The sequence below is a fragment of the Aeromonas sp. sif0611 genome (assembly GCF_019218845.1).
Lineage (GTDB): Bacteria > Pseudomonadota > Gammaproteobacteria > Enterobacterales > Aeromonadaceae > Aeromonas > Aeromonas media.
Window position 1 is genome coordinate 17,238 of sequence record NZ_JAHUWU010000002.1, and the last position, 20,827, is coordinate 38,064.

Annotated in this window: 16 protein-coding genes and 1 pseudogene; 5 read left to right on the forward strand and 12 right to left on the reverse strand. The window is 62.1% G+C overall.

The window, feature by feature from the left end; translation table 11 throughout:
- Nucleotides 1-45: 45 nt before the first annotated feature.
- A pseudogene (locus tag KW824_RS04850) lies at nucleotides 46-615 on the reverse strand (O-methyltransferase).
- 56 nt (nucleotides 616-671) lie between these two features.
- Nucleotides 672-1,130, reverse strand: coding sequence for a redox-sensitive transcriptional activator SoxR (soxR, locus tag KW824_RS04855; RefSeq protein ID WP_218409103.1), 459 nt, complete (start codon nucleotides 1,128-1,130; stop codon nucleotides 672-674).
- 72 nt (nucleotides 1,131-1,202) lie between these two features.
- Here soxR and KW824_RS04860 point away from each other — a divergent pair, with 72 nt between their 5' ends.
- On the forward strand, nucleotides 1,203-2,183 hold the full coding sequence (locus tag KW824_RS04860; RefSeq protein WP_218409104.1) for a questin oxidase family protein: 981 nt from the start codon (nucleotides 1,203-1,205) through the stop codon (nucleotides 2,181-2,183).
- Here the strand turns inward: KW824_RS04860 and KW824_RS04865 are convergent.
- The 5 genes from KW824_RS04865 to KW824_RS04885 form a co-directional block, all read right to left on the reverse strand.
- Complete coding sequence (locus tag KW824_RS04865) at nucleotides 2,180-2,614, reverse strand: protease (RefSeq protein ID WP_218409105.1); 435 nt, start codon at nucleotides 2,612-2,614, stop codon at nucleotides 2,180-2,182. The two genes, KW824_RS04860 and KW824_RS04865, sit on opposite strands and share 4 nt — an antisense overlap.
- Nucleotides 2,615-2,656: 42 nt before the next feature.
- Nucleotides 2,657-3,697, reverse strand: a complete 1,041-nt coding sequence (locus KW824_RS04870) for a M35 family metallo-endopeptidase (protein ID WP_218409106.1) — start codon at nucleotides 3,695-3,697, stop codon at nucleotides 2,657-2,659.
- A gap of 321 nt (nucleotides 3,698-4,018) precedes the next feature.
- A complete protein-coding gene (locus tag KW824_RS04875; protein ID WP_043130213.1) occupies nucleotides 4,019-4,657 on the reverse strand; it encodes a DUF2913 family protein in 639 nt (212 codons plus the stop codon).
- An 82-nt stretch (nucleotides 4,658-4,739) separates the two neighbouring features.
- Complete coding sequence (locus KW824_RS04880; protein WP_005328097.1) at nucleotides 4,740-6,035, reverse strand: DEAD/DEAH box helicase; 1,296 nt, start codon at nucleotides 6,033-6,035, stop codon at nucleotides 4,740-4,742.
- Between the two features lie 267 nt (nucleotides 6,036-6,302).
- Nucleotides 6,303-6,953 carry a DedA family protein gene (locus tag KW824_RS04885; RefSeq protein WP_218409107.1) on the reverse strand — a complete coding sequence of 217 codons (651 nt, stop codon included), beginning with the start codon at nucleotides 6,951-6,953 and terminating at the stop codon, nucleotides 6,303-6,305.
- A 351-nt stretch (nucleotides 6,954-7,304) separates the two neighbouring features.
- Here KW824_RS04885 and KW824_RS04890 point away from each other — a divergent pair, with 351 nt between their 5' ends.
- From KW824_RS04890 to KW824_RS04900, 3 genes are all read left to right on the forward strand, one after another.
- Nucleotides 7,305-8,270, forward strand: coding sequence for a hypothetical protein (locus tag KW824_RS04890; protein ID WP_218409108.1), 966 nt, complete (start codon nucleotides 7,305-7,307; stop codon nucleotides 8,268-8,270).
- A 215-nt stretch (nucleotides 8,271-8,485) separates the two neighbouring features.
- Entirely contained in the window at nucleotides 8,486-9,112 is a 627-nt protein-coding gene (locus tag KW824_RS04895; protein ID WP_218409109.1) for a topoisomerase DNA-binding C4 zinc finger domain-containing protein, read from the forward strand.
- A gap of 22 nt (nucleotides 9,113-9,134) precedes the next feature.
- Nucleotides 9,135-10,028, forward strand: coding sequence for a nuclease-related domain-containing protein (locus KW824_RS04900; RefSeq protein WP_218409110.1), 894 nt, complete (start codon nucleotides 9,135-9,137; stop codon nucleotides 10,026-10,028).
- Between the two features lie 66 nt (nucleotides 10,029-10,094).
- Here the strand turns inward: KW824_RS04900 and KW824_RS04905 are convergent, their stop codons facing one another.
- Complete coding sequence (locus tag KW824_RS04905; RefSeq protein WP_218409600.1) at nucleotides 10,095-11,201, reverse strand: DUF1615 domain-containing protein; 1,107 nt, start codon at nucleotides 11,199-11,201, stop codon at nucleotides 10,095-10,097.
- Between the two features lie 353 nt (nucleotides 11,202-11,554).
- On the opposite strand from KW824_RS04905, the gene KW824_RS04910 reads away from it, so the two are divergent.
- Nucleotides 11,555-12,577 (forward strand): sterol desaturase family protein, encoded by a 1,023-nt coding sequence (locus KW824_RS04910; protein ID WP_218409111.1) that lies wholly within the window; start codon nucleotides 11,555-11,557, stop codon nucleotides 12,575-12,577.
- Nucleotides 12,578-12,636: 59 nt separating this feature from the next.
- On the opposite strand, the gene leuA is transcribed toward KW824_RS04910, so the two are convergent.
- The 4 genes from leuA to dapB form a co-directional block, all read right to left on the reverse strand.
- The gene (leuA, locus tag KW824_RS04915) at nucleotides 12,637-14,295 is read right to left on the reverse strand and encodes a 2-isopropylmalate synthase (RefSeq protein WP_218409112.1); all 1,659 of its coding nucleotides are present in this window, start codon (nucleotides 14,293-14,295) and stop codon (nucleotides 12,637-12,639) included.
- 522 nt (nucleotides 14,296-14,817) lie between these two features.
- Nucleotides 14,818-18,042 (reverse strand): carbamoyl-phosphate synthase large subunit, encoded by a 3,225-nt coding sequence (gene carB / locus KW824_RS04920; protein ID WP_218409113.1) that lies wholly within the window; start codon nucleotides 18,040-18,042, stop codon nucleotides 14,818-14,820.
- Nucleotides 18,043-18,058: 16 nt separating this feature from the next.
- Nucleotides 18,059-19,195, reverse strand: coding sequence for a glutamine-hydrolyzing carbamoyl-phosphate synthase small subunit (gene carA / locus KW824_RS04925; protein WP_218409114.1), 1,137 nt, complete (start codon nucleotides 19,193-19,195; stop codon nucleotides 18,059-18,061).
- A gap of 668 nt (nucleotides 19,196-19,863) precedes the next feature.
- The gene (dapB, locus tag KW824_RS04930; protein ID WP_218409115.1) at nucleotides 19,864-20,676 is read right to left on the reverse strand and encodes a 4-hydroxy-tetrahydrodipicolinate reductase; all 813 of its coding nucleotides are present in this window, start codon (nucleotides 20,674-20,676) and stop codon (nucleotides 19,864-19,866) included.
- Nucleotides 20,677-20,827 lie beyond the last annotated feature (151 nt).

The window sequence follows — 20,827 nt, forward strand, 5'->3', positions numbered from 1 at the left end:
CCAATGCGGGGCTGTGCTTTTATGCCTCACCCAGGGTGACAGCCCCTAGCGCCTCACAGCCAAAAGCTCCCCCTTGCCCACCGGTACCAGGGCGGTCAGGAAGGCCGGATCCTGCGCCACTTCTGCCATCCAGTCGTTCATCTCCTCCCGGTGGGAGATGGCGTTGTCCACCACCAGCAGGCCGCGAGGGGCAAGCAAGCGTTGGATCTCGGGCCACCAGGCCTGGTAGTGCCGGCGATCGGAGTCGAGGAAGATAACTGATAAGCGGCCGCTGGCAGGGTGGGCAGCAGCGTGCCTGCCTCGCCGGCCAACTGCTCAATCCAGGATTCGAGCCCCGCACGCTGGAAGTTATGCGCTGCCAGCGCCAGCTTGCCTTCGTCCGGCTCTATGGTGGTGACCCTGCCACCCAGCCCTCTTGACCGCCTCGGCCAGCCAGAGGGTGGAGTAGCCGTTGGAGGTGCCGATCTCCAGCACGGCGTCGGCCCCCCTCGTCTGCACCAGCAGCTCACCGGTATCCCGGGTGATGTTGAGCATCTTGTGGCCGCGAGCCTGCTGCTCGCCGTCATTGTGTGCGCCAAAGCGCTCCAGCTCCCGTTTGAGTTGTTCCAGTTCCATGTTTCCTCCTTGAAAGTCATCCAGGCTGACCCGGCACTGCCCATGGCCTGCGCGGTTCAATCGATGGTGGGTGGCAGATCCCCCAGCAAATAGCGGGGGCCGCAGCCCCCTGAGACGGCTTGGTCCTGCGGGTTGTAGAGAGCGCAGTGCTCCAGCGACAGACAGCCACAGCCGATGCAGGCAGTGAGCTTGCGCTTCATCAGTTGCAGGGCGGCTATGCGGCTGTCCAGCAGAGTTTGCCACTGGCCGGCGATCCGCTCCCAGTCGTGGCGATCCGGCGTGCGACCATCGGGTAACCCCTGAAGGGCCCCCGCTATCTCGTCGAGGGTGAGGCCCATCCCTTGTGCCACCCGGATAAAGGCGATGCGGCGCAGCACATCCTGGGGGTAGAGACGCCGGCCGCCTTCGCTACGCAGGCTCTGGATCAGCCCCTTCTGCTCGTAGAAGCGCAGGGCGCTGGCGTTCACGCCGGCACGTTTGGCTATCTGGCCTATGGCCAGCCATTTGCGATCCATCTTCGTCCTTGATCTCAAGTTAACTTCAACTTGCATAATCCTGTCTCCCCCGACAAAAGGAGTCAAACGATAATGGATCATCTCTACCCCCTGCTCGATGCCAACCAGACCTTCGCCCTCAATGGTCGCGGCACCACCAATCACTGTCCCATGGCGCTGCATGCCCTGCACGAGATGGGGGCCAGCCCCCGGCAGTTGCAGCGCTTCTTTACCCATTGGCAGACCACTCAAGCCCTGCCCGCCGGGGTGGGCAACCAGGGTGAAGAGGAGGAGACCCGGTTCGTGGCACTGCGCCAGCAGCTGCTAAGCCGATTCGCCGAAGAGGGCTGGTTGCCATGCTTCGAAGAGCTGCTGGTGCAGCGTTTCTCCCCGGCAGGCGGGGCATTTCACCCCCTCATCCGCTTCGCCTGTGCGCTGGAAAATGGCCACTTGGGGGAGCAGGCGGCAGCGCTGGCCGCCTGGCAGTGCAAGGCCCTGATCCTGCCAACGGGGACGGGCGCCCCCTGCCGGGACGTCACCGGCCTGCTGGCGGGGCTGGCGGCCCATTGGGAGGGATCGCGCTGGCAGGGAGAGTGGATCACCGCACGCCTGCGGCAGGTGGCAACCGATCCCCGCTGGCCGGAGTCGCTGCCGCGCAGCCTCGATGATGGGGAGAATGCGCTGGCACAGCTGGCCGAGGCCGCTCTGCCCCTCTACTGGCAGACCGGTAACTTCACCGTCTTGCATATGGTGACCGGCAGCCGGGCAGCCGCCATCGTCGCCCGTCAACTGCCGGATGAGCTGAAGGACGCCTGGCAGAGCCTGATGTGGCAGGCGGTGGCCGCCGCCTACATCACAGTCGGGGCTCCAAGGTTGCAGGCCCAGCGCTGGCCGGATACGACCGGGCTGGATTGGGCGCAGGTGTTACCGCGGGCAAGCGAGAGCCTGGATGACCATGTGATCAAGCTGGTGCACTGTTGCTGGCGGGAGCGAGCGCACTCACCCCATTATCTGGCGGTCGCCGCCCGCGCGGTGGGGTTGCTGGACGCGGCGTCTCACCCTCAACGCCCCTAAGGCGCTACTACCCGGATAAAATCGATGGCGGGACAGCTTGGCACCAGCCCCCGGGTCAGCGCCAGCGGCTGGACACGGTAGCTGAGCCGGTAGCTGCCCGGCTGCGACAGATCGTAGGCCTGCGCCAGATCCGCATCGGCATGGCTCTGCTCCCCCGGTCCCAGCAGGAGGAAATCGCCATCACCGGGCGCGCCACGCTTGGCAAGCGGTCCCCGGTAAGGCAACGGCTTGCCATCTCGGGTGAGGTCGATGGCATCGGCAAACCACCCCTCGAAGGGGGTGAACCAGGTCAATACCTCGAGTGGCCCCTCCCCCTTGTTGGTCAAGGTCATCACCAGGGGCAGTGGCTCGTTCACCCCGCTCTCGGCGCTGACCGACAGTTCGCACTGCAAGGGGGCCAGTGCCAGGGTGGTGAGCAGGAGTGTCATCATGGTGCCTCCGTCAAAAAAGGGGCCATCCGGCCCCTTCACAGATTAATTTTCGCTCGGGGTATTCTCGGCGAAGTATTCGTGGTTGTCGGCGTTGTTCAGCGCCTTGACCGGATCCGTGCTCGCCAGATTGCGGGCATTGGTCTGACCGTATCCCAGATCGTCGGTGCCCGCCACCACGTTGAAGTGGCTCAGCTCGTGGACTATGGTGCCTGCGCGGGAATCTGTCCCGGTGACGGGCGCCGTCCAGAAGCTCTTGCACAGGTAGACCTTGTAGGGCTGATCCGGATAGACGTAGGCAAAGTAGCTCTGCTTGCAGCCGCAGTCGAAGGTGAGCGGCTTGTTGTCGATGGCATCCTTGATCTTGCTGAAGTGGGTCTCGGCCTGGTTCCAGCGAGAGGCGTCATAGGCGCCAAACCAGCTGCGGTAACGCTGGCCATCGGGCTTGTCCACCGCCAGGTAACTGCTGGAGTTGTTGGTAATGCCGCTGGCGGCATCGAGCGCGGTGAGGATGTCGCTCTTCTGGGTGTTGCTGCAGCGGCCGCTGAAGCTGACCGAGGCGGTCACCGCCTGGGGCTCGGCCACCGCCGCCTTGGCGAGCACCCGATCGTCAGCCACCCCTTCCACCCACAGGGTCACGACATTGGATTCGCTCCCCTGGGCCTGCTTGGCCTTGGCAGCCTTCGCCTCCTGTGGCAGCGTCGGCAGCCGGTAACGGATGCTGTACTGGCCCTGGGCGCTCATGTCGTAGAGACCGGAAACCTCGGCCTGCAGCGTCAGGCTCTGGCCTGCCTTGAGCAGCTGGAAGTCCTTGTCGGTTGGCGCCGCCCGCTTGATCAGGGCCCCCTCGTAGCCGACCTTCTCGCCGTCGCGCTCAACCAAAAACAGGGGGGCATCTTCGCTGCCCGGCAGCTGCCACTTGAGCAAGCGGATGGGCTTGTCACCCGTGTTGGTCAGGGTCAGGTTGACCCGCACATCGTCGGTGCTGCCCTCCACCAGGGTGAGCCTGGCGTCGAGCCCGGCGGCGCAGAGCGGAGAGGCCAGCACGCTGGCCAGCAGCAGGGCAAGGGGGGTTGCTTTCATCATGTTTCCTCATTCATTGAGTAGCGCCATCAGGCGGTTTGCTTCCATATGGCCCTCTTTGGGGCCAAACCACCCTAGAGCAGAACGTCTGCGTCACCATCTCACCATATGGGTGACGTCCCCCATCAGAGGGGGACGGGCGGACAAACCATTCAAATGCGACAAAAATAGCCGACTGCCGCACCAGGGCAGCACACAGGTATGGGCCCCCTTCCCGTCGCTCACCCAGCCGTCATGGCCTGTCCCGCTGACGGTCAGCCATAAAAAACCCCGGCACGGGGCCGGGGTGATAAGGCGGGCATGGGCGTCCGCCCGTGATAAGGCTCAGGCCTCTGCCAGGAGCGCCAGGGCGGGCTGGGCATTGCCCGGCACCAGCCGGTAGGCCTTGTGGTGCTTGACCAGGGTGCTCTTCTTGTCACCCTGGCTCAGCAGCAGCCCCAGCTTGAAGGCCGCCTCGGCCAGCTGCTTTTCATCCCCGCGCACATAGAGGGTAAGAGGCTTTACCAGCTCTCCCCCCTCGATATGGCCCAGATACTCGCTGGCGGAGATAACCAGGCTGGACTGGCCCTGGCTCAGCAGCCGCTGCCTGGCGCTCAGTTCGCTGTCGGTAAACACCAGCCAACCCGCGCTCTCCAGCTCGGCGACCAGGGTGGCGAGCCTGGCGCCCAACTGCCCGGGCTCAGCCATGGCCCTGCCGTACTGGCAGACGATGCGTGAAAGCAGCCCCTTGAGATCGGCCCCGGCCCCCAGGGTGCGACCCAGCTGCACCCAGGCTTTCAAATCCTCCATCACCAGGCGGGAGAAGCGTTTCTCCTTGAGGGAGTCCGCCATCCAGGTGCAGAGGAAGTGGCTCTCTTGCGCCGGGGTGCGCTTGCCCGCCTTCTGCTCTGCGGTGCGGGCCAGCTCGGCCAGGCTCTGGGTGGCCATGTCGAGCAGGGCCTCATTGTAGGTGCTAAGGGTCATGGGCGATCCTCGGGTTGAAAACAGAGATGGCAAAGGCGCCCATGGCGCCTTTGCGGTTCAATAGAGAGGGTGGTCGAGGCCCTTACTTGCCCTGGCGGGGTTTCTTGGCGGCCGCCAGACGCTTGAGACGCTGACCCTGCAGCTTGGCTTCGGCCATCACCTGGGCGGCGGCGTTGTCTTCCCGCTGCGGGCGCTTGCCGAAACGGCGGCGCTCCTGCAACTGCTTGATCAGCTCGTCACGGCTGCTCACCTCGTAGCCCGGCACCATGATGCGGCGGATCTTCTGGCCGATCAGCGCCTCGATCTCCAGCAGGGTACGCTCCTCTTCACGGCTGACGAAGGAGACGGCCATGCCGCTCTTGCCGGCGCGACCGGTGCGGCCGATGCGGTGGACATAATCTTCCGCCAGGAACGGCAGATCGTAGTTGACCACGTACTGCAGATCCGGGATGTCCAGACCACGGGCGGCCACCTCGGTGGCCACCAGCACCCGCACCTTGCCTTCCATGAACTCGCGCAGGGCACGGCGACGGCTACCCTGAGCCTTCTCGCCATGAACCACGGCGGACTTGATGCCGTCGAGATTCAGTTCTTCCACCAGCACGTCACAACTCTCGCGGGTACTGGCGAACACCAGCACCTGTTGCCAGTTCTGCTTGCCGATGAGCTCGGAGAGCAGCTCGCGCTTGCGCTTCTGCTCCACCGGATAGACGGTGTGGCTGACGGTGTCGGCGGTGGAGTTCTGCTTGTTGACGCTGATGATCTGCGGTCTGTCCAGCATCAGGTTGGCCAGCTTCTTCACGGCGTCGGAGAAGGTGGCGGAGAACAGCAGGTTCTGACGAGTCTTGCTCACAGCCTGCAGGATCTGCTGTACATCGGCACTGAAGCCCATGTCGAGGATGCGATCCGCTTCGTCCAGCACCAGGGTCTCGACACCGGAGAGGCTGAGGTTGCAGGCGGTCAGGTGCTCGAGCAGGCGGCCCGGGGTCGCCACTATGATGTGCGCACCCGCCTTGAGTTTGCGAGCCTGCACATCCTGTTTGCCACCGCCGACCAGGGTCAGCACGCTGATGTCCAGATACTTGGCGAAGTCGTTGATGTTGCTCGCCACCTGGGCGGCCAGCTCGCGGGTCGGGGTCAGGATCAGCACCCGGGCGTTGGAAGGCTGGGCCGGGGCCGGGTTATCTACCAGACGTTGCAGTATGGGCAGCGCAAAGGCCGCCGTCTTGCCGGTCCCGGTCTGGGCGCTGGCCAGCACGTCGCTGCCACGGCGTATGGTCGGGATCGCCTGCTGCTGCACAGGGGTCATCTCCTGATAACCGCACTCTGAGACGGCACGCAAAATCTCGGGGGCAAAATCGAACGATTCAAATCTCATAATGGGTTCCTGTGTTCCAGCTGAGCTGTAGTTGGCTTAAGTGGCCTGGGCCGGCGTGTGGCACGGCCTCGGCGAGGCTTGGGGCCAAGGACGGCTGGGTCTGACATCACATCAGAAGATGAGCCGGAAAATGGCGGGCGCGAAGTGTAACAGATAGGCATCAGGATTTCCGCCTCAAATGGCCTGTATTTTTACGCCACCGGGGCGAGCGCCTGACCGGGCGGCTCGGGGACAAGGGACGAGCGGCAGGCCCGTCCCTTGAGCAACTCAGCGCGCTCTCTTGGCCGAGCACTTGAACAGCCGCATGCCGATGGCGGCCACGGCGATGACGAAGAGAGCGAAGGAGGTCACCAGCAGACACTTGGTCAACAGTTCATGGTGGTCAGCCAGCAGCGGCGTCGCCATCATGAACTTGCCGACCATGCTGAGGGCCAGGGCCCAGAGGAAGGCGCTGGCAAAGCTGGTCATGGCCACCCGCAGCAGGTTCAGGCGGGAGATCCCCATCAGCATGGGCGTCAGCACCCTGACGAAGGGGATGAAACGGGAGACGAACATGGCCCAGAAGCCATAGCGATCGAGCAGCCGGGAGGCGCGGGGCAGGCTGCCCTCCGGGATAACCCGCTCCACCTGGCCCATGAAGCGGGTGCCATGAAGTGCATGGCCCTGCCAATACGCCATCACGCTGCCGACCCCGGCGGCCAGGGGAAGATAGAGGAACACCACCTCAGGCCCGAGCACCCCCATGCCCACCAGACCACCGGCCAATAGCACCAGGCTGTCCCCCGGCAGGGGCAGAAACACGAAGCTCGATTCGAGAAAGAGGATCACCACCAGACAGGTGACGAGCAGACCGACTGCCTGCAGTTGTATTAATTGCTCAAAGTCCTGATGCCATATGGCAAGCAGCATGTCCTGCATCTGGTATGACTCCCATCAACGTAATGCGCATCCGTCATGACGGCCCGTAGGCCCGGTCTGGCTACCCCTCCCTGGTACCGCCCCCATATGTTCCTGCGGGAGGCCCGTTATACACCCGGGGAACTGAACAATAAATTAATGTCTGCCATTTATGTGGATACACCGTCATCCGGCACCGGCAACCCGGTGCGCTGACGGCAAGGTGATCTCGCCGCCAGAGCCCCCTCGGGTCTGCGCCGTAAAATGGCAAAGAATATAGTCAGTTGGCGCCGAGGTGGGCTGCCATGACGATGGAAAAACCGTTACAGTGTAAGGACTCCTCAATGGACGAGGAGGTACACGGAGCTAGGTATGGTGCATCCCCCCTCTTCTCATTTTCATGCAGGCATACTGCTGCTGGCCGGGCTTTCACTCTGCAACCAGGCCGCTCACGCCAATGATGAGACCCTCATTCAACAGCGGGCCAACGCGGTGGTCTCGTTGATGAGCTTCACCGTGGTGCCGGACATCACCGCCAGCAACCTGGACATCGGCAGCGGCACCAACGAGCAGTCGGCGCTGACCATCACCCAGCTCGGTGGCGGCGCCACCATGAGCGAGGGCTTTCCCATCTATCTCGAGGGCACCCTGGGGTACAGCCGCTACGATCCCCAGTTCGTGTTCACCGACGGCAACGAGACCCGCACTATCCCCGTCAAGTGGAACAGCCTGAGCGCCACCGGCGGCATAGGGTGGGATTTCAGCCTGCACCGCGATCGCTTTGGCGGCAACCTGGTGCTGCGCCCCATCGCCAACTTCACCCTGGGAACCGTGGCGAGCGACCTGCGCATCGGCGCCGCCCTGATCGAGAACAGGACGGGCAAGAATCTCGACTTCCTCGACGGCGGCACCCTCAACGTCTATGGCCTGGGGGGCTCCCTCATGCTGGACTATGAGCTGTTCTCCAAGTCCCAGGATATCGACGCCGAGCTGCGCTACTCCTACCAACAGTTGCAAAGCTTCTCCGGCACCGCCGACAGCGTCACCGGCAAGGCCAACGCAGAGAACCTGGGGCTCTATCTGCGTCGCCGGGCACCTCTCTTCTCCTGGATCCTGCTGGATCGCCCGCTGCGCTACGTGATGGAGGGGGCCCGCACCGAATACCTGGGGGAGCAGCGCGGCCTGCTCGGCTTCAACAGCCTCAACTCCCTCGGCCTTGGACTCGAGCTCGACAGCAGCAAATACAAGGTCTTCGTCACCCGTACACGGCTGGTGGCCCGCTATATGTTCAGCCACAACACCAGCGGTTACTCCCTTGGGCTGGCGATGAGTTTCTAACGCGGCATGGCGAGATGGCCAGTCACCATCACCAAATCTCTGACTGAACGCACATTTGCTTCAATGGCCGCTATCAGGCCCCAGCTGTATCTCCTAGCATGGAGATACAGCTGGTGATGGAGACGTGAAGCAGAGCCATGCCGAGGATTGGGGTCTGCATTACAGCCTACTGTGACCAGAGAACACATGACATTTCCAAGGATAGGGAGCTTGTTATGGCCAAATTTCTGAATACCAGCGCAACCAACTATTTCCTCGAAGAGCTGATAAAGGATGCCAAGGAACGGTTAATCCTGATCAGCCCCTTCCTCAAGCTCAATGACAGGATCAAGGAGCTGCTGACCGACAAGAACCGCCTCAAGATCGATGTCCGTATCGTCTATGGCAAAAGCGAACTGCAACCGGAAGAGATCAGCTGGCTCAAGGAGCTCACCTATATCCGCACCAGCTTTTGCAAGAACCTCCATGCCAAGTGCTACCTCAATGAAGAGATGTGCATCATTGCCAGTCTGAATCTCTACGAGTTCAGTCAGGTGAACAACAACGAGATGGGGGTGCTGATCCGGCGATCGGAAGACAGCGAGCTGTACCGCGATGCCTATGACGAAGCACAGCGGATCATCCGGATCAGTGAAGAGGTTCGCATATCGCTGGAAAGAGTCGCCAACAACAGTGACGAAAGCGAAGCTGCGGTGGTCAATGCCGGGCCAGCACCAACCTGCCCCAAATGCGGTACCACTATGGTGCTGCGCACCAGCAAACGGGGAGATACCAAAGGAAACTCATTTTGGGGTTGTCCGGGATACCCCAAGTGTCGAAGCCTGATTTCTATCGAGGGTTAACCCTCAATGAAGGAAGAGTGAAATGGACGTCACTGCCATTATTTACCCTTTGCTCGGCCAGCTCTGGTATCTGCTGCCACTGCTGTTGATCGCGACGCTCGTCAAAAGCCCCTGGTTCAAGGGCATGATCGGGGAGTGGTTTATCAACGTCAGCATCCGGCTCTTTCTCGACCAGCGGGCATATCACCTGCTCAAAGATGTGACCCTGCCCATCCCCCAGGGCAGCACCCAGATCGACCATGTGCTCGTCTCCCGCTTCGGGATATTCGTGATTGAGACCAAGAACATGAAGGGCTGGATATTCGGCAATCCGGCCCAAAAGAACTGGACCCAGCAGATCTATCGCCGCAAGCACAGCTTCCAGAATCCCCTGCACCAGAACCATCTGCACATGATGACCCTCAAATCCCTGCTGGGGGTGGCGGATCATCAGCTCCACTCCGTCATCTACTTCATTGGCGACTGCACCTTCAAGACCCCCATGCCGGACAACGTGATGAACCGCGGGCTAATTCGCTATATCAAGGGCAAAACCACGCCGGTTTTGACTCCTGCCGACGTCACCCGGGTGATCGACGCCATCCAGCAAGGGCGGCTGGTGACAAACTGGCAGACCCGCAGGCAGCATGTGGCCCAGCTAAAGGCGCGTCATGGCGAATCATCACGCAAGCCGTTTTCCACCAAGGCAGTGCCTGACGAAAAGGGAGCGGCGCCCTCCCCTGTCACCATCCAACAACTCGGTGATCCGAGTCCGCCTTGCCCCAGATGTGGCAATGCCATGGTCTTGCGTACCGCCAGCCGGGGAGAAAACAGAGGCAATCAGTTTTGGGGATGCAGCGGATACCCAACATGCCGGGGGATGCAATCCCTTGAGAAGACGCGCCATGGCGCGGCGACACGGGACAGCAGAGCCTGACCCCTGAACATGCAGTTGGAACTGAAACAAGGGCGGCCACTTGGCCGCCCTTGTTGTCTCTGATTATCAGCGAATGGTCGCCATCTTTCTGACACAGGCCTGCTCCCTGTCATCCACCCGCTTGGCGAACCAGGCGGTGGTGAGGTTGCGGGTGATCTTGGGGCTCTTCAGCTGGATGCCGGGCAGCACGGCGCGGGGCTGCCGTTTGCCCGCCTGCCGGTCAGCCAGGGTGAAGACCCGATGATAGAGGTCGGTCTTGGCAAAATCGGCACTGTCCCCCTTGAGCAGGCTCTGGTGGATGGCCTGCTTGCTCATGTTGACGCGGCTGGCGATGCTGTGCACCGCGAGCTCGGTCTTGCCGGGCAGGTCTGAGTCGTAGCGGACCAGATCCCCGTCCAGTGCCAGGGGCTTGCCGCTGACCCGGCTCACCGCGGCCTGGAAGGCGGCGTTGCGGCTCGCATACCAGCCTGCGTTGAAGTCGGCGAAACGGTAGAGGGTGTCCGGGTAGTCGGCGGGATAACCGAAGATATGTTTGGTGCCAAACCAGATGCCGCCCCGGCGGGTGAACACCTCGTGGCGGATGGACTCCTTGACCGGATAGGGATAGCCGCGGGCGTTGGCCTCGGCGAAGGCGATGCTGACCTGCATGGGGCCGCCGGTGCGCACCGGATTGAGGTTGCCAAACAGCTGCTTGCCCATGGGCACGGCGCCTATCATATCCTCGAAGATCTCGCTCATCTCCCGCTCGGTGCGAAGGGCATCGATGCGCGCGGCATAGCTCTTGCCAGTGGGAGACTTGATGGAGAGCGCCGTGCGCACCACGAATTCGGGGATCAGCAGCTTGGCGGCCCGGGCGTTGATCTCCTTCCAGGCTATCTTGCCAAGACCGGGCACCACGGGATCCGCCTGATAGGTGGCCTCCTGCTCCGCCACCGCCAGCACTGAGCAGACATTGTGGTCGCTCACCGTCAGCCCCTGGGTGCTGAGCGCCTTCACCACATCGTTGGCCCAACCCGGCTTGTCCTGCACCTGGCGCGGCAGGAAGCGCACGATGCGGGTCTTCATGTCTGCGGGCTTGCGCGGCTGCATGGCTTTGGGCTGGTTGGCGATGACGACCGCCTCCTCGACAGGAGCGGTCGGTTCACTGGCACAGCCTGCCAGCAACACGGCCATCAGCAGCGGCAGGGGGATCAGGGCGCGCGCAGAAGAGACAACACGAGAAGGAGAGGCAAAACAGGGAGAGAATGTCATGAAGGCTTCCGATAGAGAGCGGGGGCCGGGCCCTCATTCATCACGGATGAAAGGCCCCGAACGCAAACAGGTGCCCATTGTAGAGGATTGGCTCGCCCGGCTAAAGCCTCCAACTCGAGCTTGGGCCAGCCCCGGGGAATAGGGCGCAGCGGCATGACGACAGGTGGCGTGAGCCTGTGCACAGGTCCCATCTGCCAAACCTCGAACAATGGCTTTTATTGATAGTCATTTCTATTTAGAATGCCGCCGACCGACACGCCCGCGGCATGGAGCCCATGGACAAGCTGACCCCCCTCTTCGACCCCCTGCAGCGACTGCTGATCACCCCGCTCTGGCAGAGTCTGTCGGGGCTGTTCGATCTCAACGGGCGCCTGGGCTTTGTTTTCCTGCTGATCTCGGGCACCGTCGCCTACCTGCTCTATCTGCGCCGCCGTCGCCAGGGAGATCCTGAAACCCGCAGCTTTCGCCACTTCCTGGGGGGCCGGGCCGTCTGGTTGCACCCCTCGGCCCTGCTCGATTACCAGTACTACCTGGTGCGCGCCCTGCTGCATGTGGCGGTGATCCTGCCTGTCCTGACCCTGCTCCACCCCTGGTTGCTGCAAACCGGGGACGTGCAATCGGCACTGACCCGGCTCTGGGGTGAGCGCCCGAGGCTCGCCGAGGCGAGCTGGCTGATGATGCTCTATGGCCTGGGGGTCTTCCTCATCAGCGACTTCGTCCATTACTGGCTGCACCGCACCTTTCACAGCCGCTGGCTGTGGGAGTTTCACAAGGTACACCACAGCGCGACCGTGATGGTGCCGCCAACGGCGAGCCGCATCCACCTGGTGGAGAAGCTGTGCGAGATGCTGGTCAAGGGGAGCTGCCTCGCCCTCTACGGCGGCATCTTCCATTGGCTCTGTGGCGGCACAGTGCGCCCCTACACCCTGTTTGGCATCAGCTACCTGGTGCTCATCTTCAACGCCCTGGCCGCCAACCTGCGCCACACCCACATCTGGCTCTCCTTCGGCCCCAGGCTCGAACACCTGCTCAACAGCCCGGCCCAGCACCAGATCCATCACAGCCGGGATCCCCGCCACTTCAACCACAACTTCGGCACCAATCTCTCCCTCTGGGACTGGTGGTTCGGCACCCTCTATGTGACCAGCAGCCAGCCCGAGCCGCTCTCCTTCGGGGTGGGCCCGAGAGACAACGAACACTACAGCCGGTTAAGTGCCCTGATCCTGCGCCCCTTCCTAGTGACGGTGCGCAAGATTTGGCGTGCCCTGCCCCGCCCCCGCAAGCCGCTGGTGGATTGAGCAAGGCCCCATAAAGCACAACGCCACCCTGAGGTGGCGTTGTTGTTGGCGGACATGGCTCAGGCGCTTTGGCGCAGGGCGCGGATCTGGGCGGCGCCGTTGATCACCGCCTGCAGGGAGGCGTTGACCACGTCACGGCCGATGGCCACCCCGCACATGCGGGTGCCGTCGACACTCAGCAACACATAGGCGGCGGCGCGGGATTCGGTGCCGGCGCTGAGGGCATGTTCGGAGTAGTCGAGCACGTCGATGTGCATGCCGGTCTGGCGCTCCCAACCGTTGACCAGGGCCGTGATGGCCCCCTCCCCCTCACCGCAGAGCTGCAAGCTGCCATCCGGGGTCTGCAGCTCGAGGCGCAGGGTCTCCTGGCTGTCGTGACCGAGCTGGAAGCGGCCGATACGATAACCGTGCAGCGGCTCGAGGTAGTGCTGCTCGAACAGGGCGCGGATCTGCTCCGGGCTGATTTCGCTGCTGCTCGCCTCGGCCTGCGCCTGGACCCGACGGCTGAAGTCGATCTGCAGCCAGCGTGGCAGTTGCAGACCGAGGTCGCGCTCCAACAGATAGGTGACCCCTCCCTTGCCGGACTGGCTGTTGATGCGGATCACCGCCTCGTAGCTGCGACCGAGATCGGCAGGATCGATCGGCAGATAGGCCACGTCCCAGTAGGCATCGGGCTTCTCGGCCGCCAGGGATTTGCGGATGGCGTCCTGGTGGCTGCCGGAGAACGCCGTGTAGACCAGCTCGCCCGCATAGGGGTGGCGCGGGTGCAGGGCAATCTGGGTGCAGGCCCCCACGGTCGCGACGATGGCGTCCATGTCAGAGAGATCCAGCTCGGGATCGATGCCCTGGCTGTAGAGGTTCATGGCCATGGTGACGATATCCATGTTGCCGGTACGCTCGCCGTTGCCAAGCAAGGTGCCCTCGATGCGATCCGCCCCCGCCAGCACCGCCAGCTCGGCCGCCGCCACCCCGCAGCCCCGATCGTTGTGGGTATGGATGGAGATGCTCACCTCGGGGCGCGCCCTGAGGTGGCGGCAGAACCACTCCACCTGATCCGCGAACACGTTGGGGGTGCTCACCTCCACGGTGGCGGGGAGGTTGAGGATCATGGGGCGGGAGGCCGATCGCCACTCGTCGATGACGGCGTCGCACACCTCCACCGCAAATTCCACCTCGGTGCTGCTGAAGCTCTCGGGGGAGTACTGGAAGCTCCACTCGGTGCCTGGGTTGCGGGCCGCATATTCCCGTACCCAGCGCGCCCCCTGCACGGCGATGGCCTTGACCCCTTCCCGCCCGGTGTTGAACACATAGTTGCGCTGGGTCGGGTTGACCGAGTTGTACACATGAACGATGGCCCGCTTCGCCCCCTTGAGGGACTCGAAGGTACGGGCGATGAGATCTTCCCGGGCCTGCACCAGCACCTGGATGGTGACATCGTCCGGAATGAGATTGCGCTCGATGAGTTCGCGCACGAAGTCAAAGTCCGGCTGGGAGGCGGCCGGGAAGCCCACCTCGATATGCTTGAAGCCGACATGGGTCATCAGCGCCCACATCTGCAGCTTCTGGGCCACCGTCATGGGCTCGACCAGCGCCTGGTTGCCGTCCCGCAGATCCACGGCGCACCAGAGCGGCGCGCGCTCAAGCACCCGGTTGGGCCATTGCCTGTCCGCCAACGCAATGACGGGGGCCGGGCGGTATTTGCGATGATCGAAGCTCATATTCAGATTCCCTTGGCAGATATGCTGAGGCGCCAGGCGACCGGACAGGTAACAGAGGGTGCAAGGAGGGGGAGCGGACTGACGCGATAACGCTGGCCCTGACTGGCGGTGCGGCGGTAACCCCACAACCGGTTTCCATTGGACCCTTCTGGTGGAAGGGGCCGACCAGGCTGGCGCGATAACGCCGGCCCTGATCCTCTCGCAACCCTCTGACACTGAATGCTTGCCGGTGCGGACGACCTTGTTTGCTCACGCATGTGATGAGAAACCAGTATAGGGAGACGCTCGGGGTGAGTGATTGCGAAGATTGTTTCAAATGGCATAAAATAGGAAATTTATAATTGAAATTAACTAATTAAAGGGCGTTTATCACCCTTCATTCTCGCTATTGACGCCATCTCGTGCATGAGAGGGCGATGCCCCGGGATCCGCCGGCCCCGTAAAAAGAAACACCCCGCCATCGCTGGCGGGGTGTTGTCAGGCTTGCATCCAGGGCCGTAAGCCTCCCTGGCCGCACGCACCTTAGCGGTGCTTGACCCTGTGGTGCAGCTCCTGCACCGAGTTCACGTTGGCGGTGGCATCGACGCTGATGGCCATGCAGGTAGCGAAGGCCGCGTGCAGCGTGGTGGTGTAGGCCACCTTGTGCTGCAGGGCGCCGCGGCGCAGCTGCTTGGAATCCTGAATCGCCTGACGGCCCTCGGCGGTGTTGACGATGTAGGTGTACTCGCCATTCTTGATGCGATCCAGAATGTGCGGACGGCCCTCGTGCACCTTGTTCACCAGACGCGGGTTGATGCTCGCTTCACCCAGGGTCACCGCGGTGCCGTGGGTGGCGTCGAGCTCATAGCCCAGCTCCAGCAGCTTGGCGGCCAGGTTGACCACCCGCTCCTTGTCGCCGTGGCGAACTGAGAGCAGGGCGCGACCTTCGCTCGGCACCTGATGGCCGGCACCCAGCTGGGCCTTGGCGTAAGCCTCGGCGAAGCTGCTGCCCACCCCCATCACCTCGCCGGTGGAGCGCATTTCCGGCCCCAGCAGCGGGTCGACACCCGGGAACTTGGCAAACGGCAGCACCACTTCTTTGACCGAATAGTAGGGCGGGATGATCTCGGTGGTGAAACCTTGCTCCTGCAGGCTCTGACCGGCCATGACCCGAGCGGCGATCTTCGCCAACGGCGCACCGGTGGCCTTGGAGACGAAGGGCACGGTACGGGCGGCACGGGGGTTCACCTCGATGAGGTAGATCTCGTTGTCTTTCACCGCGAACTGCACGTTCATCAGGCCCACCACGCCGAGCTCCAGCGCCAGCTTGCGAACCTGCTCGCGCATCTCGTCCTGGATGGCTTTCGACAGGGTGTAGGGTGGCAGGGAACAGGCGGAGTCACCGGAGTGGATGCCGGCCTGCTCGATGTGCTCCATGATGCCGCCGATGACCACGTCAACGCCGTCACAGATGGCGTCCACGTCCACCTCGGTGGCGTCGTCAAGGAAGCGGTCCAGCAGCACCGGCGACTCGTTGGAGACGCTCACGGCTTCCGCGAAGTAGCGGCGCAGATCCTGCTCGTCATAGACGATTTCCATGGCGCGGCCACCCAGCACGTAGGAGGGGCGAACCACCAGCGGGTAGGTGATGCGCTCGGCGGTCAGCACAGCCTGCTCCAGGGCAGTGACGGTGCCGTTTTCCGGCTGCTTGAGGCCCAGACGCTCGACGGCAGACTGGAAGCGCTCGCGGTCTTCGGCGCGGTCGATGGCGTCCGGGCTGGTGCCGATGACAGGCACGCCGTTCGCTTCCAGGGCGCGAGCCAGCTTGAGCGGAGTCTGACCGCCGTACTGGACGATGACGCCCTTGGGCTGCTCGACCCGCACGATTTCCAGCACGTCTTCCAGGGTCACCGGCTCGAAGTAGAGACGGTCAGAGGTGTCGTAATCGGTGGAGACGGTCTCCGGGTTGCAGTTGACCATGATGGTCTCATAACCGTCTTCACGCAGGGCCAGGGCCGCGTGCACGCAGCAGTAGTCGAACTCGATGCCCTGACCGATGCGGTTCGGGCCGCCGCCGATGATCATGATCTTGTCGCGATTGGTCGGCGCCGCTTCGCACTCCTCGTCATAGCTGGAGTACATGTAGGCGGTGTTGGTGGCGAACTCGGCAGCGCAGGTATCGACCCGCTTGTAGACCGGGAAGATGTTGTGGCGGGCACGGGCCTTGCGCACCTCGCCCTCGGCCACACCGAGGATCTTGGCCAGACGGGCGTCGGCGAAGCCCTTGCGCTTCAGGGTGCGCAGGAAGTCGGCGTCCAGGCCAGCCATGCCGCGCTCTTTCACCTGCTCTTCCAGCTTCACCAGCTCTTCGATCTGCACCAGGAACCAGGGGTCAATCTTGGTCAGCTTGAAGATGCCATCCATGGAGAGGCCGGCGCGGAACGCATCGGCGATGTACCAGATCCGGTCACAACCGGCATCCTGCAGCTCGTGGCGGATGCGGGTCAGGGAGTCGGGGGTATTGAGATCCACCATGGGGTCGAAGCCGGTCTTGCCGGTCTCGAGGCTGCGCAGTGCCTTGTGCAGGGACTCCTGGAAGTTGCGGCCGATGGCCATCACTTCGCCCACGGACTTCATCTGGGTGGTGAGGCGGTCGTTGGCACCGGCAAACTTCTCGAAGTTGAAGCGCGGGATCTTGGTGACCACGTAGTCAATCGCCGGCTCGAAGGAGGCCGGGGTACGACCGCCGGTGATGTCGTTCATCAGTTCGTCCAGGGTGTAACCGATGGCGAGCTTGGCGGCGATCTTGGCGATGGGGAAACCGGTCGCCTTGGAGGCGAGCGCGGAGGAGCGGGACACCCGCGGGTTCATCTCGATGATGACCATGCGGCCATCTTTCGGGTTGATGCCGAACTGGACGTTGGAGCCGCCGGTCTCGACGCCGATCTCGCGCAGCACCGCCATGGAGGCGTTGCGCATCAGCTGGTACTCCTTGTCGGTCAGCGTCTGGGCTGGCGCGACCGTGATGGAGTCACCGGTGTGGATGCCCATGGGGTCGAAGTTTTCGATGGCGCAGACGATGATGCAGTTGTCGTTGCGATCCCGCACCACTTCCATCTCGTACTCTTTCCAGCCGATCAGGGACTCATCGATGAGCAGCTCCTTGGTCGGGGAGAGATCCAGGCCGCGCTCGCAGATTTCGACGAACTCTTCGGTGTTGTAGGCGATGCCGCCACCGGAGCCGCCCATGGTGAAGGAGGGACGGATGATGCAGGGGAAGCCGACCATCTGCTGCACCTTCCACGCCTCTTCCATGTTGTGGGCGATGCCGGCACGGGGGCACTCCAGGCCGATGCTCTTCATGGCGATGTCGAAGCGACGACGATCTTCCGCCTTGTCGATGGCATCGGCGGTGGCACCTATCATCTCCACACCGAACTCGGCCAGCACGCCGTGCTTCTCCAGATCCAGCGCGCAGTTGAGCGCGGTCTGGCCACCCATGGTGGGCAGCACGGCATCGGGGCGCTCTTTCTTGATGATCTCGCGCACCACTTCCCAGGTGATGGGCTCGATGTAGGTGGCGTCCGCCATCTCGGGGTCGGTCATGATGGTGGCCGGGTTGGAGTTCACCAGGATGACGCGGTATCCCTCCTCGCGCAGAGCCTTGCAGGCCTGGGCGCCGGAGTAGTCGAATTCGCAGGCCTGACCGATGACGATGGGGCCGGCGCCGAGGATCAGGATGCTCTGTAGGTCGTTACGTTTTGGCATGGCTCTCTTTATCCTCTTAGGCGCGATACTGCTTAATCAATTCAATAAAGTGGTCGAACAGACCGGCACAATCGTGGGGGCCCGGGCTCGCTTCGGGGTGACCCTGGAAGCTGAAGGCCGGACGATCGGTGCGGTGGATGCCCTGCAGGGAGCCGTCGAACAGGGAGACGTGAGTGGCACGCAGGCACTCCGGCAGGCTGTTCTCGTCCACCGCAAACCCGTGGTTCTGGGCAGTGATCATGACGGTGTTGTCGTCCAGGCTCTTCACCGGGTGGTTGGCACCGTGGTGACCGAACTTCATCTTGATGGTCTTGGCGCCGGAGGCCAGACCCAGCAGCTGGTGACCCAGGCAGATGCCAAACACCGGGGTGTTGGTGGCCAGGAAGGCCTTGATGGCCTCGATGGCGTAGTCGCACGGCTCGGGGTCGCCGGGGCCGTTGGAGAGGAAGATGCCATCCGGGTTCAGCGCCAGCACCTCGGCGGCCGGAGTCTTGGCCGGCACCACGGTCAGGCGGCAGCCGCGGTCCACCAGCATGCGCAGGATGTTGCGTTTGACGCCAAAGTCGTAGGCCACCACGTGGTACTTCAGCTCATCGGCGGCCGGGGTGACGTGCCCCTTGCCGAGCTGCCAGCTGCCTTCAGTCCAGCTGTAGGATTCGCTCACTGTCACTTCCTTGGCCAGATCCATCCCCTTCAAACCGGGGAAGGCGCGGGCCTGGCTCAGGGCATGGGCTTCATCGAGCTGCTTGCCGGCCAGGATGCAACCGGCCTGAGCGCCTTTCTCGCGCAGGATGCGGGTCAGTTTACGGGTGTCGATGTCGGCGATGCCAACGATGTTGTGGGACTTGAGGTAATCGGAGAGGGATTGCTGATTGCGGAAATTGGAGGCAAGTATCGGAAGGTCCCGGATGATCAATCCCTGCGCGTGGATTTGACTGGACTCTTCATCTTCGCTGTTGGTGCCGGTGTTGCCTATATGGGGGTAAGTGAGGGTGACTATCTGACGGGAATAAGAGGGATCGGTGAGGATTTCCTGATAGCCCGTCATCGACGTATTGAAAACCACTTCACCAACGGAACATCCCTCGGCGCCTATCGACACGCCTTTGAACACAGTTCCATCTTCCAGCACTAGCAATGCAGTGTGATTCAAGACAACCTCCAGTTATTTAGCTTTAAATTCAGCAATTTACCTGGGTGTTGCGGGTCCGGACGCTGTTTGAAACAGGGCTCAAACCCGGCAGATTTCTGGCAAATTGGGCGCATTCTACTTAAAAACGATCTCATTTCAACGTCTTTTCTCGTTTGAAATGCATCTAAATTCAATAAACAAGCAACATTACCCATTATCTATGCACTAAGGCGCTTTGCAACCCCCTCCCCAAAAAGAAAAGCCAAAACCAGAAACAAAAGCACCCTCCCATGCCACCCAGCAGACAAAAAACGATATTTTATCTTTAATAAACAGATGAATACGAATTTAAAAAACAAACAACTCAAGCCAAAAAGTGCCATTTGGCGATAGAAAACTGACTACTAAAAATAGAAAACGTTTTTCTTTGATTGCATTTTTAGTCCGTTTGACTGGATGTAAGAAAAGCAGACTACAGGGAAGATTGAGACCCAATCCCGTTACCCTCTGATGACATTTTTGTCGCAGGAGTGTGGCGCAGAAATAGGAAGGGGGAGATTTAGGCTGGTTCACCACAAAAGCGGTGCTTAACGCTTATTTTTACAAAAACCATAAACAAAACCCCGGCGAGCCGGGGTCTGACAACCAGATCGGAGAGAGGAGAGCCCTGGTCAGGCTCCCGCTACACCCTATCTGAGGTCGAGTACGTCCTGCATGTCGTAGAGACCCGCCCCCTGCTGGCCGAGCCACTTGCCTGCCCGCACGGCGCCATTGGCAAACGTCAGGCGGCTCGAGGCCTTGTGGCTTATCTCCACCCGCTCGCCGATGTCGGCAAACATGACGGTGTGCTCCCCCACCAGATCCCCGGCGCGGATGGTGGCAAAGCCGATGGTGTTGCGATCCCGTTCGCCGGTGATCCCCTCGCGGCCATAGACGGCGCACTCCTTGAGATCCCGGCCCAGGGTTTTCGCCACCACTTCCCCCATGGAGAGCGCGGTGCCGGATGGCGCATCCACCTTGTGTCTATGGTGCCCCTCGATGATCTCGATGTCGGTGTACTCCCCCATCACCTTGGCGGCCTGCTCCAGCAGCTTGAACACCAGGTTGACGCCGACCGAGTAGTTGGACGCGAAGACGATGCCGATCTGCTTGCCCGCCTCGTGCAGCGCGGCCTTGCCTGCGTCGTCGAAGCCGGTGGTGCCTATCACCATCTGCTTGCCATGGGCCAGGGCGAAGGCCAGGTTGGCCAGGGTCACCTCGGGACGGGTAAAGTCGATGATGAGATCAAACTCATCGCGCACCTTGTCCAGGCTGTCGCTGATGACGACCCCAAGCCGGCCCAGGCCATTGAGTTCACCCGCATCCAGGCCTATCACGGCAGAGCCAGGTCGCTCCAGCGCCGCACCAACCACCACGCCCTCGGCGTTGGTGATGGCCTCCAGCAGCACCTTGCCCATACGACCATTACAGCCCATCACGGCCACACGGATCGGATTGTCCATCTCCACCCTCTCATCTCTTTATTTTGGAAAGAGACCGTTTTACCAGCCCGCGCCGGCTTTGAAAAGCCTTCCGTGGCCGCCGTCTCGACGCCGCCATATCAACAATAAATATCGGCAAAGTCCGAATAATTGACGGATTTAATCAGCACAT